A 15,672-nucleotide genomic window follows, 5' to 3' on the forward strand; every position below is an offset into this window, starting at 1 on the left:
TAAATTATTGGTTATTCGCCATGGACTCACCCAAGCGCACCGCGCGTTCAGGTGCCCATGCCGGATTAAAGTCCATTGCTCGCTTGGGGAACAACATGACGACTGTCGAGCCAAGCAAAAAGCGCCCCATCTCATCGCCCTGTTTAAGGTCTACGGCGGTCTTGCCTTCATAGCGCCATTCGCGCGGCGCAGGCAGTCGCGGCGGATTGACCACGCCGTGCCAGACCGTGGCCATGCTGCCGACGATAGTCGCGCCCACCAAGACCAACACAAATGGACCGTGGGCAGACTCAAATACGCAAACCACGCGCTCGTTGCGCGCAAACAAACCAGGCACGCCACGGGCGGTCACCGGATTGACGGAGAACAAGTCGCCGGGAACGTAAATCATGCGTGTCAGTCGTCCATCACACGGCATATGTATGCGGTGATAGTCACGCGGACTGAGGTAAATGGTGGCGAAGCTGCCGTCTTGAAAATGATCGGCTAGCGCCACGTCACCGCCAACCAGCGCCGTCGTGCTGTAGTGGTGACCTTTGGCTTGAAACAACTGGTCGTGCAAGATGTCGCCAAACTGGCTGACCGCACCGTCAACTGGACAGATCAAGTCAGCCTTAGCCAGCGGCCTGGCGCCGGGCTTGAGGGCGCGGGTGAAAAAGGCGTTGAAACTTAAATAGCTGGTGATGTCCGAGTCAAGCGCCTCGTCCATATTGACGCGGTACTTAGCCACGAAACGGCGAATAATTTCGGTGGTTATCCAACCGCGTTCATGCCCAGCAACAAAGCCGGCAAAAGCTGTCAGTGCGTGCTTGGGGACAAGATATTGAAACAGGACAGCAAGACGATGGTGCACAGGCTTTACCGCAGTATGTAAACCGTGGATTCTATCGAAACTGGCCTGACTAAACGCAGGCTAGTTAATCAAGTTGCGGTTGCGGTTGAATCAGACGATGGCTTTGGCGCCAAGGGCGGTAGGCTCTTGCATTCCCAGAAAATACGCGCCGTGCAAGTTTTGCAAATTAAAGGGTCGAGCTTGGGGAAAATTGTCGCAATCGCGATGCGTTTATCGGAGAACTGATGTTCCGGACCAAGCACGCGGGTAAAGCCTGTTGTCTTCCACATTTCAATCACCTCAGGCCGTGGCCGGTGAAAGTACAAGTCGCCGCCCATGGCGCGACGTGCTGACAACTCAGCCTCCCAAAGTTCAGCACCCGCCAGATCGATAAAGTTCATACTTTTACCCATCACCAGCAAATGTTTTTGCGGGTGCAACTGATGGCGCAGCGCGTACAAAGTATCGGCCACATGTTGGCTGGCACCGAAGTACACCTCGCCCTCCATACGCAGCAGCTTTAGCTGTGGGCATTCTGGTAATCGCTCGGTGTTGGGGTTTCCCAGAACGACGAATTGACGCTCAGGACTCCAGCCATCAAAACCCATGCTGCGCATAGCCGGCTTAGAGGTGCGGTACAAAAACGACATCAAAGACAGCAAAGTGCCCAGCAAAATCGCCATTTCGAGACGAATCGAAACCGTCGCCATCAAGGTCGTCAACGCCACCGCAAATTCAGTGCGGCTTAGCTGAAACAGTTGTCGCCAGCGTTTCAAATCAAGTAAGCCAACAGCTACCAGTAGCAATAAAGCAGCTAATGCCGCCATGGGAATTTGCGCTAGCAATGAAGCACTTAACGCGACCAATGCCAGCAGTAACAAAGCCGATGAAACCGCAGCAAGAGGACTGCGAGCGCCGGCTTGCAAATTAGGTACCGAGCGGTTCATTGAGCCGCACGAGACATAGCAAGAAAAGAAACCGCCCACTATGTTGGACAAGCCTTGACCGCAAAATTCACGATTCGGATCTATGCGTTGGCCAGAGCGCGCAGCCACCGCCTTGGCAATCGAGATCGATTGACCCAGGGCAACAATCGTCAACGCAAAAGCCAAACCCAAGAGTTCGGGAACTGCCGACCAGCTGATGCGGGGAATTTCAAAGCGCGGCCAGGGTGTAGTCATCTGGCCAACCGTGCGCAGCGCCGTATCAGGTGTCGGCAAAACCGATCCCGGCCACTTCAGCCACAGCCAAGCCAAAAGAGTAGACGCCACCAAGCCAATCAACATATACGGCCAGCTGGGTTTGAGGCTGTGCACACTCCAGGCCACAAGCGCTGTAATAGCGGCCACCGCTAAGGCCGTTGGCTGCACCTGACTGAGTTGCGAGAACACATGACTCAAAACTGAAGCCGCACCATGCACACTGGCGGGCGCCAGTCCGAGCAAATCTGGCAAGGCATAAACCGCAATCAAAATTGCCGCACCAGAGGTAAAGCCAAACAATGCAGCCGGCGAAATAAAGTTGGCCAGCGAGCCCAATCTCAGCGCACCGATGAGCCACTGCATGATGCCCACCATCACCGTCACCACCAACGCCAACTGAATATAGGCTGGGCTAAAAGCCAGCGCCAGCGGTGAGAGCATGGCAAACATGGCCAAAGAGTTGGCATTGGTAGGGCCAGACATCACATGCCGACTCGATCCAAACAAAGCCGCGATGATGCAAGGCACAACGGCGGTGAACAGGCCGTATTGAGGCGGCAGACCAGCCAGCGTAGCAAAAGCGATACCTTGCGGTAAGACCAGTACTGCGCCAAGCAGACCGGCCAGGGCATCGGCGCGTAACGAAGACGGCGTGATTTCACGAACCCAAGCGCCGAACAATCGCGCCGACATATTCAGACTTGCACGGCGAAGTGAGGTGATAACTTGCATGCTCTAGAGCATAGCCGTCATAGCCAAGGCTTTAGGCATCAAGTTATCGCTTGTGCACTCAGAGAGGTAGCTGGCCTTGAAACTTAAACACCGCGCGCGTGGCCCGTAAATTCGGCCAAAAGCGAACCTCTCGGCCATCTTGCAAGCCAAAGCTATCGAGAATGTGCAACTGGTTTTGCAACGCCAGCGCTTCAAAGTCGCGCAGCGTGCCGACACGAATATTCGGCGTGTCATACCACTGGTAAGGCAAAATTTTGGTGACTGGCATACGGCCGCGCAGCACGGCTAAACGATTCGGCCAATGCGCAAAATTTGGGAACGCCACGATGCCCATGCGGCCAACACGCGCCGTCTCTCTGAGCATGATCTCGGCATTGCGCAGATGCTGCAGCGTGTCTATTTGCAGCACCACATCAAATGAGTTGTCGGCAAACAGTGCCAAGCCTTCATCTAAATTGAGTTGCATGACGTTAACGCCACGCGCCACGCAGGCTTGTACGTTGGCATCGCTAATTTCTACGCCATAGCCCGAGCAGCCGCGCTGATTGATCAGGTAGGCCAGCAATTCACCGGTACCACAACCGAGGTCAAGCACGCGCGAACCTTGTGGCACCAAGCGGGCAATTGAGAGCAAGTCAGCAGACGGCAACGGCAACGGCAACGGCGTAGCTTCAAACTGAGAATTCATAGCAGCACCTTGCTTTCGAAATAAGACCTGACAACACCTAGGTAACGCGTATCGTCGAGCAAAAATGCATCGTGGCCATGCGGCGCGTCTATCTCTGCATAGCTCACGTCGAGCTGGTTGTCTATCAAGGCCTTGACAATTTCACGGCTGCGCGCCGGCGCAAAACGCCAGTCAGTGGTAAAACTCACCAGTAAAAAACCGGCCTTGGCGACCGAGAGTGCCCGGCTCAAGTCGCCACCAAAGGCCGCGGCAGGGTCAAAATAATCGAGTGCTCGGGTGATCAGTAAATAGGTATTAGCGTCAAAGTATTCGGCAAACTTGTCGCCTTGATGGCGAAGATAGCTCTCAATTTGAAATTCGATTTCTTGCGTTGAAAACCGGTAACCGCTGGCATGCTCAGATGAAATTTCGCGCAACTGACGGCCGAACTTTTCGTTCATCACATCATTGCTCAAATAAGTAATGTGACCAATCATGCGGGCGATACGTAGGCCACGCTTAGGCAGCACGTTGTGACGGCCGTAATGGCCGGCATGGAAGTCGGGATCGGTGACGATGGCGCGGCGTGCGACTTCATTAAAGGCGATGTTCTCAGCCGTCAGGTTGGGCGCGCTAGCGACAACTACCGCGTGCCGCACGCGATCGGGATACTGCAGCGTCCAACTCAGTGCTTGCATGCCGCCCAGACTTCCGCCCATCACCGCAGCAAGCGTCTCTATTCCCAGCGCATCAAGCAGCAAGGCCTGGACATTTACCCAATCCTGAACGGTCACGACCGGGAAATCCGCACCATAAATTTGCTGCGTATCAGGATTGGCCTGCATAGGGCCAGTCGATCCAAAGCAAGAACCTAAGATATTGACGCCAATAACGAAAAAACGATTCGTATCGACCGGCTTACCCGGACCAATCATGGTGTCCCACCAGCCTTCGGATTTCTTCACCGGCTGGCCAGCAGCGTCAAGGTAAACGCCGGCCACATGATGGGAGGCATTGAGCGCGTGACAAATTAAAACCACGTTAGATTTATCGGCATTGAGCTCGCCGTAAGTCTCGTAGCTAATGTCGTAGGCGCGTATTGATTTACCGCTTTGCAGCAGTAATTCATTCGCAAAATGCATGGACTGGGGGGTGGGCGTTAATAGCAAATCGGAGGGCACGTTAAAAATTCGCAATCCGCAGGCCAGCAATACCGACCCGCAAAAAATAAAACCCGGCGTCGCCTAAAGCAAATCCGGGTTGGGGAGATTCATCTTTAGCGGTACTTTTAAAGCGCCCGCAAGGTCAGGAAATCGGCGCTAAACCAGTATAGCAAGACACGTTTGAAACGCCTAAAACTAGCCAACTACTTTAGATCAATTTTGCTGGCGACTGGCACTGCTTGTAGTGAGAAAAGAGTGACGCAACACTTACCATTTAAAAAAATATGACTGCCGTTTAGGTGTTAGCGATAGTTGCTTGTAAATAAGCTATCTGAAGCATAATGCAATGACATATATGCGTAGCATGTATGCAAGTTAGGTGATCGGTCAGTTTCGCGTGCTACAGCGGTACGTTCAATGATTTGTTGTGCTATCGGGACCCCATCGCTTTTGTCATTGTGTTTTAGAGGAGTCCCTTCATGGGCAACAAACTTTACGTCGGCAATCTGCCGTACTCAGTTCGCGACGAAGATTTGCAACAGTCTTTCGGCCAGTTCGGTGCTGTCACCAGCGCTAAAGTCATGATGGAACGCGACACCGGTCGCTCCAAAGGCTTTGGCTTTGTTGAGATGGGCAATGATGCTGAAGCACAAGCTGCTATCAATGGCATGAACGGTCAGCCTTTGGGCGGCCGTAGCGTCGTTGTGAATGAAGCCCGTCCAATGGAAGCGCGTCCTCCACGCACTGGCGGCTTTGGCGGTGGTGGTGGCGGTGATCGCTCCGGCGGTGGTGGATACGGCGGCGGCGGCGGTGATCGTTCCGGCGGTGGCGGCTACGGCGGTGGTGGTGATCGTTCTGGCGGCGGTGGTCGCTCCGGCGGCGGCGGTGGTGACGGTGGTTTCCGCAGTCCTTACGGCGGTGGCGGCGGTGGTCGCTCCGGTGGTGGTGGCGGCGGTGGACGCGGCGGCTATTAATCCTCGCTTTAAAACTCAGATTTAACTCAGTTTTAATTCGCAAATCTAGCCTACTGACTTGAAAAATCCAGTAGCAAAAAAGGCTTCAGAATCAAGGTTTTGAAGCCTTTTTACATTCTTGCGCTAAATTTATCTGGGCAAATATTTAATGCATTGCTAAAAAGTGCGCAACAAATAATTCAGCCGCACGCAGCATTTGGCGCCCAACAATAAAGTCACTGCTCCAATAGCAGACCAATCGCAAGCATCACAGCATGGTGCCGGAAGCCTTATCCAACATCCTGCCGACTTTTACGCGCGCGGCCGGTCAGCAATCTGTCAAATACAGCATTCGGTAAAACGCGCAGTAACTTAGCAACCAGACCCATTTGCCAAGGAATAACGCGGTAACTGCTGCCCGCTAATATGGCCGCATAAGCCTGTTCTGCAAAATCCTTCACCGGCATTAAAAATGGCATGGCATATTTGTTTTTGCGCGTCAAAGGCGTGTCAATATAACCAGGACAAATCGTCACGACTTTTACCCCGGCGACCCTTAGCTCACCTCGCAGGCTCTCGCAATAAGCGATCACGCCAGCCTTGCTGGCACAGTAAGCTGCGTGGCCTGGTAGACCGCGAATGCCAGCCACACTGGCAATACCCACAAGTGTGCCGCTACCCCGTTGTGCCATCGGCGCGATGAAAGGCTGAAAAGTTGCAGCCAAACCGGTATTGTTGGTGGCAAAGGTTTGTTGCATAACGTGAATGTCCCCGCGCATGGCGCTATCCATGCCTATGCTGATACCCGCGCTGGCGACGACTATATCTGGTAGACCTTGGCGCAGCAGGCATTGCTGACCCGCAGCAACAATGCTGTCCACGTCTGACACGTCAGCGTTATAGATTTGAAAACTGTCCGCAGCTATTGCATTAACCGCAGCCCAAGACTCTATGACGTCGGTGTGATGGCGCGTGACCAAAGCGAGTTGCCAACCGGCTTGAAAAAAGCGTAACGCCAGCGCCTGACCTATGCCGCTAGAGGCGCCTGTGATGAAGACTAATCCAGACATAAGAAAATGCCTTTTCGAAAAAACAGTGACGCTAAAAATAAAGCCTTGACCACTCGCCAGACAGACTTACTTTGCCTGCGCTGCGCGAGGCAGCAAAAACCCTTTGACTCGGCCTTTTAAATCGGCGACTCCCGTCAAATTATCATAGGCAAAAGTATCTCCGGTGAACTCGTCACCGCCACGTGTCAACACCACAGGTTTGTGCGATTGCACTCGCTCGTCGTTAGCGAAAATATACAAGAACTCACCTTGAAACTGCAGCCTCGGGCTGGCCACGCCAGCATCGTTAACGCTGGCGGCACGCACGATGAGCGCGTTACCAATGAGCTGCACTTCGGAGCCGTCGCCATTGCTAATGGCTTGGTTAGAAGTAGACGTTGTCAGCCGTCCTAACAAGTCGGTGCTGCGAATACGTGCTTGGTCAATTTCAAGCGTATCGGTGTCGGGAAAGTGCTGCGCTTGCACGCCGTAAATTTCGCTTTTAAGCGTGCCCGCTTCATCAAAATTTTTGATGGTGAAACGCTCCATAAAGTAATCTGCCTCGTGCGAGACTACTTTAGATACGGACTCACCGCTAAAAGTGGGCGTGTTGCGCACCAGCCAATAAGTACCCAGCGCGAGCACGCCCATCATCATCAAAGGCAGGTAAATTGAGCCATGGTCCCAAAGCTTGAGCCAGCGCCGCCAAACTTGGCTTGCAGGTGATAAGTTAAGGCCGCTCACGCTGCGTAAACCTGCAATAAAGACGCATAGTGGCCACTGGCCACTAGAAGCAGATCACAAAACTCACGCGCCGCACCATGGCCACCGGCCAGCGCACTGACATGGTCGGCAATCGCTTTGACCTCGGCATGTGCGTTGGCTGGCGCAAAGCTGAGGGCAGCGCGCCGCATCACCGGCAAATCTGGCCAGTCATCTCCGATGGCCGCAGCATCAGACCAATCTAGTCCCAGCGCACGCAGCGATTTAAGCGCTGCAGGCGCTTTGTCTTCGGTACCGAAATGCGCATGCACAACGCCTAGGGCGAGCAGCCTTGCGCGTAAAGCGGCACTGTCACGTCCGGTGATAACCACCGGCGTTATACCGGCTTTTTGCAGCAGCTTGATGCCATGACCATCTAGGGTATTGAAACGCTTTAGCGATTCACCTTGTTCAGACATATACAGGCCGCCATCGGTCAACACACCGTCAATATCAAAAAAAGCCACCTTCACGCTCTGGGCTTTGAGCAAAAGCGTTGGCGCAAACATTAGCACTGGCTGCAATGGTTGGATAAGTTTGGCGCTCATATGACTTTTGCCCGCATCAAATCGTTGGTGTTGAGCGCGCCACAAAGTCGATCCTCATCATCGAGTACCAATATGCTGGTGATGCGGTATTGCTCCATCAAGGCCACAGCATCAACGGCGAGCGCGTTGACCTTAATGGTGCGCGGTTTTGCATGCATGACTTGACCCGCCTTACAGTTACGCAAGTCCACGCCTTGTTCGACTAAGCGACGTAAATCACCATCGGTAAAAACGCCGAGCACGCGGTGCTCGGCATCGACTATCGCCGAAGCACCCAAGCCCTTGACACTCATTTCACGCATCAATTCGCTAAAACTAGCTTCTAGACCAACCTTGGGTATAGCGTCACCGCTGCGCATTACATCGCTGACATGCGTGAGCAGTTTGCGCCCGAGTGCGCCGCCCGGATGGGAGCGTGCAAAATCTTCTTCTTTGAATCCGCGCGCATCTAGCAAGGCAACCGCTAGCGCATCGCCTAGCGCAAGCTGGGCAGTGGTACTGGCAGTGGGAGCGAGATTAAGTGGACAAGCTTCTTGCTCTACGCTGCTATCAAGAATGACTTGCGCATGGTTGGCCAACGCAGACTGTGCGCCACCAGTTATCGCAATCATGGGTACGCCCTGACGGCGCAACACGGGCAAGATCGCGCTGAGCTCAGCGCTCTCACCGCTGTTAGAAATAGCCAGTACAACATCTTGCGCTTGAATCATGCCCAAATCACCGTGACTGGCCTCAGCCGGATGTACGAACATTGCCGGTGTTCCGGTAGACGCCAGTGTGGCGGCAATCTTGCGGCCTATGTGGCCGCTTTTTCCCATTCCCATCACCACCACCCGGCCGCGGCAATCGAGCATTATTTTGACCGCTTGCGCAAAAGACGGGCCAACGCGAGGCATTAAATCGAGCAAAGCGTTAGCTTCGATCTCAAAGGTTTTACGGGCTAGCCGTTGTGCTTGGTCGGCATCAAAAAAAGGGAGGGAAGCATCAGAACTCATGCCTGCATTCTATCGAGGCTGGTTTATGCCCTGGAACTTGTCCAGCATTAATCAGCCAGCCCATCGACTGGAATAAAAAATTCGTTCCATGAGAGCTATTTTTGAATCATTTTGAAGACTGTGCCTCAGCTACTATCAGTTGTATGAGCGCTCTTGAACTGACCTTGTTGTATTTGCTAGCCGCTGTGCTGGGAGTCGTGGCTTGCCGCTCACTCAAACTACCCCCTATGCTGGGCTATTTAGCAGTAGGCGTCATCATTGGTCCGCATGCGTTGGCACTGGGAAAAAATTCTGAAGGTATTCGGCACCTGGGTGAATTCGGGGTGGTTTTTTTAATGTTTGTGATTGGGCTGGAATTTAATCTGCCCAAATTACGCACCATGCGCCGACACGTTTTTGGTCTAGGCTTGCTGCAAGTGGTGACAACCCTAGCGTTAGGCACTGCAGGCTCGTTGCTGCTGGCGTGGATATTACCCAACTTTTGGAGTATGGAATGGCGCACCGCATTAGCACTGTCAGGCGCAATGGTCATGAGCAGTACAGCCATCGTAGTCAAACTGTTATCTGAACGACTAGAACTTGAATCCGAGCATGGCAAGCGCATTATTAGCGTGCTGTTGTTCCAAGATTTGGCCGTGGTACCACTGCTGGTTTTAATACCCGCATTTGGCTCAACACCAGACAAGCTGTTTATGGCGCTTGGCATAGCCGCGCTAAAAGCGACGTTGCTACTGGGTTTACTGCTAAGCGGTGGCAAATGGGTGATGCGTTGGTGGCTTACTCAAGTCGCTAGGCGTAAAAGTGAAGAGTTGTTTGTGCTCAATCTTTTACTCGTTACTCTGTCTTTGGCATGGCTGACTGAAATGGCGGGTTTGAGTTTGGCGTTAGGCGCTTTTGTTGCCGGCATGCTGATTTCAGAAACTCAGTTCAAGCATCAGGTAGAAACTGACATCCGGCCTTTTCACGACGTTTTACTCGGGCTTTTTTTCATCAGCATAGGCATGATGTTGGATTGGCATTTGGTACTGGCACGCTGGCCTTTGGTGCTGTTACTCGCGACATTACCGATTCTTTTTAAGCTGGTACTTGTCACTGGTCTAGCGCGCGCATTGGGCGCGACAACCGGCGTCTCGCTGCGCACTGGTTTGTTTTTAGCGCAAGCGGGCGAATTCGGTTTTGTATTGTTGACGCTAGCTGGTGAGAACCAACTGGTGCCGCCAGACTTGATAAACCCAATACTTGCAAGCATGGTTTTATCCATGTTGGCGACTCCCTTCATGGTCATGTATAGCAACCGCATTGTGATGAAACTGGTCTCTAGCGAGTGGATGCAGCAATCGCTGCAAATGACGTCGATTGCCCGCAAATCGATTAACGTTAACAAACATGTGATTATTTGCGGTTACGGCCGATGTGGCCAAAATCTAGGCCATATGCTGGACCGGGAAAACATTCCTTATATTGCTTTGGATCTTGACCCCGATAGAGTGCAGCAGGCAGCCGCAGCTGGTAACTCGGTTGTGTTTGGTGATGCGGTAAGGTTGCAAGCACTGATGGCCGCGGGACTGGTCAGGGCCAGTGCTGTGGTGGTGACTTATCTAAACACAGCGAGTGCGCTCAAAGTGTTGGCCAATATCCGTGAACATGCGCCCACGGTACCCGTCATCGTGCGCACAGTTGACGACACAGATTTAGAAAAACTCAAAGCTGCTGGCGCGACAGAGGTGGTCCCAGAAGCCATAGAAGGTAGCCTGATGTTGGCTAGTCATGCATTAGCGCTGGTTGGTGTGTCTATGCGGCGCGTCATACGCGTGGTGCAAGATCAGCGCGATGAACGTTATAAATTACTCAGAGGCTACTTTCGCGGTGCTGATGATGACACTGCTAATGAAATCAATGAGGAACGTTTGTTCACGCTCACCATACCGTCTGACATTGAGGTTGTGGGCTGCGTATTAGGAGAAATGGCGCTGGAAACGCTTGATGTTCAAGTCGTCAATCTACGCCGCAGCAACGGCCAAATAGTGCCGGCCACAATGGAATCCAAGCTAGAAAGTGGTGACACCTTAGTACTCTCAGGCAAGCCAGAGGCACTGGCGATTGCCGAAGAACGGCTGCTAAACAAACTGGTCGGCAGCGCAGCAGGATAAAACTCAAATTTAAATTTTTTATTTTCCAATACAAAATTTAGAAAAAATCTCGCCTAATAAATCGTCTGGCGTGAACTGCCCGGTGATATCACCCAAATGCTGTTGTGCTTGACGTAAGTCCTCAGCGAGCAAGTCTAATGCAGGCATGACAGCGTGTAATTGCGCCGCCCCTTTGGCCAATTGTTCATGTACCTTGGCCAGAGCTTGCAGATGTCGTTCACGCGCCATGAAAACGCCTTCCGTCGCCGGTTGCCATCCAACCACACGCAGCAAGCTGGCGCGTAAATCGTCTAAGCCAGCACCAGTTTTAGCCGAAATCAGCACACCCGTACGCGCTAGTGATAGTTGTTCTGGCAAAGCACTATCGGCTTTATTCCAGACGTCAATTACCGGTGTTTTAGCCGGTAAGTTTTTGCGCAGTAAATTCATAATCTCAGCATCCGCAGCAATGTAGTTAAGCGCGTCTTGGGGCTGGTTTGGATTGTCATAGCGCATTAAATCGTGCAAAAAAAGCACTGCATCAGCGCTGTGAATTTCAGCCCAAGCGCGTTCAATTCCAATTTTTTCAACTTCATCTTGCGCTTCGCGCAAGCCGGCGGTATCCACCACGTGCAGCGGTACGCCATCTATCGCAATGAGTTGGGTAACCTTGTCGCGTGTAGTGCCTGCGACCGGTGTAACGATGGCCAATTCAGCACCGGCCAGTGCGTTAAGAAGTGAGCTTTTTCCGGCGTTAGGTTGACCAGCAATCACCACCTTAATACCGTCTCTTAATATGGCGCCCTGACTGGCACGTTGCATTACCTGATCGAGGGATTCTTGCAACCGGAGCAACTGACCACTGGCGTCGGCTTTCTGTAAAAAATCAATGTCTTCTTCTGGAAAATCAAGGGTCGCTTCAACCAACATACGCAGGTGAATCAGGCGCTCTAACAATGTATTGACGGCCAGTGAAAACTCGCCAGATAACGATCGGGCAGCTGATCGTGCGGCGCTCTCAGTGCTGGCATCAATCAAGTCGGCAATAGCTTCAGCTTGCGCCAAATCTATCTTGTCATTAAGAAAAGCTCGCTCGGTAAATTCTCCTGGCCTAGCCAGTCGTAGCCTTGATAAAACAGCCTTCTGGTTATGCGTGTTAATGGCCGATGCAGCCTCAAGGCAACGTGCCAGCAGTAGTTGCAGCACCACTTGACCACCGTGTGCCTGCAGTTCTAATACATCTTCGCCCGTGTAAGAAAACGGCGCAGGAAAAAAAATCGCCAAACCTTGGTCAATGATGGCGCCAGCCGCGTCTCGAAACGGCAGATAGCTCGCTTGCCGCGGCTGTAACTCACGCCCGCAAACTGCGCGCACCAAACCCACCAAGTCTTTGCCCGAAATTCGAACAATCCCAACCGCGCCTCGACCAGGTGCAGTTGCGATAGCAGCGATAGGATCTTGGTGTTTGACCAGCATAAAAAGCGCTCAATTCAATAAAAGAAAAAATGAAAAAAGGCCGCGAAGCATTATTGCCAGCGGCCTTTTTTAAGAACGAAGCCTCAGCTTACTTGAACTTAGGCAAGTTAAATTGTGGCGGCACACCCATACGCGTATTGATCATCCACTGCTGCGCAATCGAGAGTATGTTGTTGGTTATCCAATACAAAACCAGACCGGCGGGGAAAGTAAAGAACATCACACTAAAAGCCAGCGGCATGATCCACATTAGCTTGGCTTGCATAGGATCCGGCGGTGCAGGGTTGAGCGCTGTTTGCAGCAAAGTCGTCAATGTCATCACCACCGGCAATATGAATAGCGGATCTTTTGCTGACAAATCGGTAATCCACAAAATCCACGGCGCATTACGCATTTCAACACTGGAGAGCAGCACCCAGTAAAGGGCAATAAACACCGGTATCTGAATCATGATGGGAAAGCAACCGCCCATAGGATTGACTTTTTCATCCTTGTACATTTTCATCATGGCTTGCTGCATTTCTTGCGGCTTGTCCTTAAGACGTTCGCGCATCTCCATGATTTTTGGATTGATGGCTTTCATTTTTGCCATGCTGGAGTAAGCCTTGGCGTTGAGCCAGTAAAACGCAATCTTCAGCAAAAGAACCAGCGCCATGATGGACCAGCCCCAGTTTTGTATGACTGTGTGCAATTTATCCAACAGCCAATAAAGTGGCTTAGCCAAAATCGTCAACCAACCGTAGTCTTTGACCAGCTCTAAACCAGGACTGATGGTTTCGAGAATTTTTTCTTGTTGCGGGCCGGCAAAAAACTTCACATCTATCTGCTTGCTTTGCCCTGGTGCGATTGATTCAAACGGTGTGATCATTCCAACCGCATAAAGATTGTTATCAACCTTGCGTGTGAACAAGTCGCGTTGTATGCCATCACCTAAAATCCAAGCGGACGCAAAGTAGTGCTGAACCATGGCCACGTAACCGTTAGTGGCTACCTTTTCAACGTCGACTTTATTGCTTTCAATATTTTTGAAATCAACTTTTTGGTATTTCTTAGCTTCGGTATAAACCGCAGGACCAGTGAAAGTTGAATAAAAAGAAGATCCGCCTGGAGGCGCATTGCCATCGCGGACTAATTGAAGATAAAGCTGTGGTGAAACTGGCGTGGTGCCGACGTTGAGCACTTCATGGCGCACAGTAACTTGGTAAACGCCACGTTTAAACGTATAGGTTTTAATCAGTTTTACGCCGCCGACTTCTTGCGACTCAAAGCGAAGCTCTAATTGATTTTGACCAGACTGCAATGTGCGCTCGCCGGGAACCGCTGTCATCATGGTTTGGTGGGTTGGAAAAGCACTACCGGCCGTACCAGCGATCAAGCCCGTTTGAGCTAAGTAAACACGCTCAGGACTTTGGTCAAAAAGAACAAAGCCGTCAGCATTTTCTGCAGCGTTTCTAAACTTCTTAAAAGAAGAGTGCACCAGTGTGCCGCCTTCAGTATCAAAGGTCAGTTCTAGTAAATCAGTGTTGATCACCACTTGTTCTCTGACCGCAGGCATAGCCGCAGCAGGTGCGCCACCAGGGACTGCAGCCACACCTATGGACGCAGCTGCAGGCGTAGCAGATGCAGAAGGGACTGAAGAAACAGCACCGGTCTTAGCAACAGGTGTCGAATCTGGCGCAGTGACAGCAGAGGTTGCACCCGGAAAGAAGGTTGGCTTTTGACCATTGAAAACCTGCCATTGATCCCACAGTAAAACCATAGAAAAACCAAAGATAACCCATAAGATGGTTCGGCGAATGTCGTTCATTTCGGGTTCTTTTTAGATGATGTTGATGTCACGGGTATGACCAATCGTGTAAATAAGGATTTTTGAGCTGCTGCGCTACTGGCCTTATGCTTTTTCAAAGGCACTGGATCAAATCCACCATCACACCAAGGATGACAGCGACCAAGACGTTTGAGCGTCATGTAACTACCTATCGCTGCGCCATGAATCTCTAATGCTTGCAGACTATAAGTGGAACAACTGGGCTCAAACCTACAGTTGTTACCCAAGCTAGCGCTAAGAAAAAGCCGATAAGCTTTCACCAAAATAATTAGCAGTGTGCGAGGAAAATTGAATAGAAAAATGACGACCGGCTTGGCCGCTAATTTGGTCAACATGTCTGTCAGCAACATTAGCGAGCAGTAGCGCCGTCGCGCATCAATGTTTCCAATTCGTTGCGCACAGCAAGTTTGAGGTGTTCAGAACTTGCACTGAGAAATTCTTTACGTGAAAACTCACGCCGCAAGCGCACCAAAAAGGCGGCTTCAGGGTATTCATCACAGAAAACTGAACTCACAATGTAAATTTGTCTCTTGATAGCGTTACGCGTAACCGCCCGTTTGGCCCAACGCTTAGGCACCATAGCGCCTAACCAAATATCTTGAACTGGGAACAAAGAACATGTCACCTGTGCAGCACCGGATAAATCTTTTGGTTTTTTAACGGTCAGCGCGTTGCGATGCAAAGCAAAGTGTTCTGTCCTCGCGACCACAGAACCAGCAAGAACTGCTTGGAACTGAGGGCGAGTTAGAAGTCGCTGCATAAGACTTTGTAAACCGCAGCATAATTTTTAACCGAAAGCAAAGTCTAAAGACTCAATGCCTTGGCTTTCAAAAAATGTTGCAGTCTTAACTGTAATTAAACAGCCAAGCGTTTACGGCCTTTTGCACGGCGTGCAGCAATCACGGCACGACCGCCACGAGTTTTCATACGGGTAAGAAAACCGTGCGTACGTGCGCGCTTGACTTTGGAAGGTTGATATGTGCGTTTCATGATAAATCCTACTAGCTTAGAGCTACAAAACTTTCCCGGAGATTCGAATGATCTTGGTGGCCGCACAATACGGCCAACTTTGGCAAGTCCGCAGGACATGCAGCGCGCTTGAGTCTTGCCTTCATCGAGGACAAAGCCAAGACATAAAGCGTAGATCAAACGGCATTAATCCGCTACGAATCAGGAAACCGACGATTATCACAGATTTATCAGTGCATTCTCGATACTGCTAAGCACTTAGCTAGCTTTCTTAGCGTAAAGCCTTCAACAAGTCAGCCATGCACAGCTTGAATAAACACTGAAATGACTGTGGAAAGCCTGTGATCAAGTTAACCCTGATCACTTG

General features: G+C 51.5%; 15 protein-coding genes. 2 read left to right on the forward strand and 13 right to left on the reverse strand.

The window, feature by feature from the left end; genetic code table 11:
• Positions 1–4: 4 nt before the first annotated feature.
• The 4 genes from asd to metX all read right to left on the reverse strand — a co-directional run bounded on the left by asd (position 5) and on the right by metX (position 4,614).
• The gene (gene asd, locus HC248_RS17370) at positions 5–853 is read right to left on the reverse strand and encodes an archaetidylserine decarboxylase (protein WP_168923579.1); all 849 of its coding nucleotides are present in this window, start codon (positions 851–853) and stop codon (positions 5–7) included.
• Between the two features lie 68 nt (positions 854–921).
• Positions 922–2,766 (reverse strand): SulP family inorganic anion transporter, encoded by a 1,845-nt coding sequence (locus HC248_RS17375; RefSeq protein WP_168923580.1) that lies wholly within the window; start codon positions 2,764–2,766, stop codon positions 922–924.
• A gap of 58 nt (positions 2,767–2,824) precedes the next feature.
• Positions 2,825–3,454: a methionine biosynthesis protein MetW gene (gene metW, locus HC248_RS17380; RefSeq protein ID WP_168923581.1), complete on the reverse strand. Its 630-nt coding sequence runs from the start codon at positions 3,452–3,454 to the stop codon at positions 2,825–2,827.
• Entirely contained in the window at positions 3,451–4,614 is a 1,164-nt protein-coding gene (gene metX / locus HC248_RS17385) for a homoserine O-succinyltransferase MetX (RefSeq protein WP_272953627.1), read from the reverse strand. Before metX ends, metW begins: the two co-directional genes overlap by 4 nt.
• Positions 4,615–5,075: 461 nt before the next feature.
• Here metX and HC248_RS17390 point away from each other — a divergent pair, with 461 nt between their 5' ends.
• On the forward strand, positions 5,076–5,570 hold the full coding sequence (locus HC248_RS17390) for an RNA recognition motif domain-containing protein (protein ID WP_168923582.1): 495 nt from the start codon (positions 5,076–5,078) through the stop codon (positions 5,568–5,570).
• 269 nt (positions 5,571–5,839) lie between these two features.
• On the opposite strand, the gene HC248_RS17395 is transcribed toward HC248_RS17390, so the two are convergent.
• The 4 genes from HC248_RS17395 to HC248_RS17410 form a co-directional block, all read right to left on the reverse strand.
• Positions 5,840–6,619, reverse strand: coding sequence for an SDR family oxidoreductase (locus HC248_RS17395; protein WP_168923583.1), 780 nt, complete (start codon positions 6,617–6,619; stop codon positions 5,840–5,842).
• Between the two features lie 66 nt (positions 6,620–6,685).
• On the reverse strand, positions 6,686–7,342 hold the full coding sequence (gene lptC, locus HC248_RS17400) for an LPS export ABC transporter periplasmic protein LptC (protein WP_238342672.1): 657 nt from the start codon (positions 7,340–7,342) through the stop codon (positions 6,686–6,688).
• Positions 7,339–7,908, reverse strand: coding sequence for a KdsC family phosphatase (locus HC248_RS17405; RefSeq protein ID WP_168923584.1), 570 nt, complete (start codon positions 7,906–7,908; stop codon positions 7,339–7,341). The genes lptC and HC248_RS17405 overlap by 4 nt, the downstream gene beginning before the upstream one ends.
• Entirely contained in the window at positions 7,905–8,903 is a 999-nt protein-coding gene (locus HC248_RS17410) for a KpsF/GutQ family sugar-phosphate isomerase (RefSeq protein WP_168923585.1), read from the reverse strand. The genes HC248_RS17405 and HC248_RS17410 overlap by 4 nt, the downstream gene beginning before the upstream one ends.
• A 143-nt stretch (positions 8,904–9,046) precedes the next feature.
• On the opposite strand from HC248_RS17410, the gene HC248_RS17415 reads away from it, so the two are divergent.
• Positions 9,047–11,053, forward strand: a complete 2,007-nt coding sequence (locus HC248_RS17415) for a monovalent cation:proton antiporter family protein (RefSeq protein WP_168923586.1) — start codon at positions 9,047–9,049, stop codon at positions 11,051–11,053.
• Between the two features lie 18 nt (positions 11,054–11,071).
• Here the strand turns inward: HC248_RS17415 and mnmE are convergent, their stop codons facing one another.
• The 5 genes from mnmE to rpmH all read right to left on the reverse strand — a co-directional run bounded on the left by mnmE (position 11,072) and on the right by rpmH (position 15,326).
• Positions 11,072–12,508: a tRNA uridine-5-carboxymethylaminomethyl(34) synthesis GTPase MnmE gene (gene mnmE, locus HC248_RS17420; RefSeq protein ID WP_168923587.1), complete on the reverse strand. Its 1,437-nt coding sequence runs from the start codon at positions 12,506–12,508 to the stop codon at positions 11,072–11,074.
• 88 nt (positions 12,509–12,596) lie between these two features.
• Positions 12,597–14,315, reverse strand: coding sequence for a membrane protein insertase YidC (gene yidC / locus HC248_RS17425; RefSeq protein ID WP_168923588.1), 1,719 nt, complete (start codon positions 14,313–14,315; stop codon positions 12,597–12,599).
• Positions 14,312–14,671: a membrane protein insertion efficiency factor YidD gene (yidD, locus tag HC248_RS17430; protein ID WP_168923589.1), complete on the reverse strand. Its 360-nt coding sequence runs from the start codon at positions 14,669–14,671 to the stop codon at positions 14,312–14,314. Before yidD ends, yidC begins: the two co-directional genes overlap by 4 nt.
• A gap of 14 nt (positions 14,672–14,685) precedes the next feature.
• A complete protein-coding gene (locus HC248_RS17435; RefSeq protein ID WP_168923590.1) occupies positions 14,686–15,096 on the reverse strand; it encodes a ribonuclease P protein component in 411 nt (136 codons plus the stop codon).
• A gap of 95 nt (positions 15,097–15,191) precedes the next feature.
• A complete protein-coding gene (gene rpmH / locus HC248_RS17440; RefSeq protein ID WP_007862708.1) occupies positions 15,192–15,326 on the reverse strand; it encodes a 50S ribosomal protein L34 in 135 nt (44 codons plus the stop codon).
• Positions 15,327–15,672 lie beyond the last annotated feature (346 nt).

Source organism: Polaromonas vacuolata, from assembly GCF_012584515.1.
GTDB classification, from domain to species: domain Bacteria; phylum Pseudomonadota; class Gammaproteobacteria; order Burkholderiales; family Burkholderiaceae_C; genus Polaromonas; species Polaromonas vacuolata.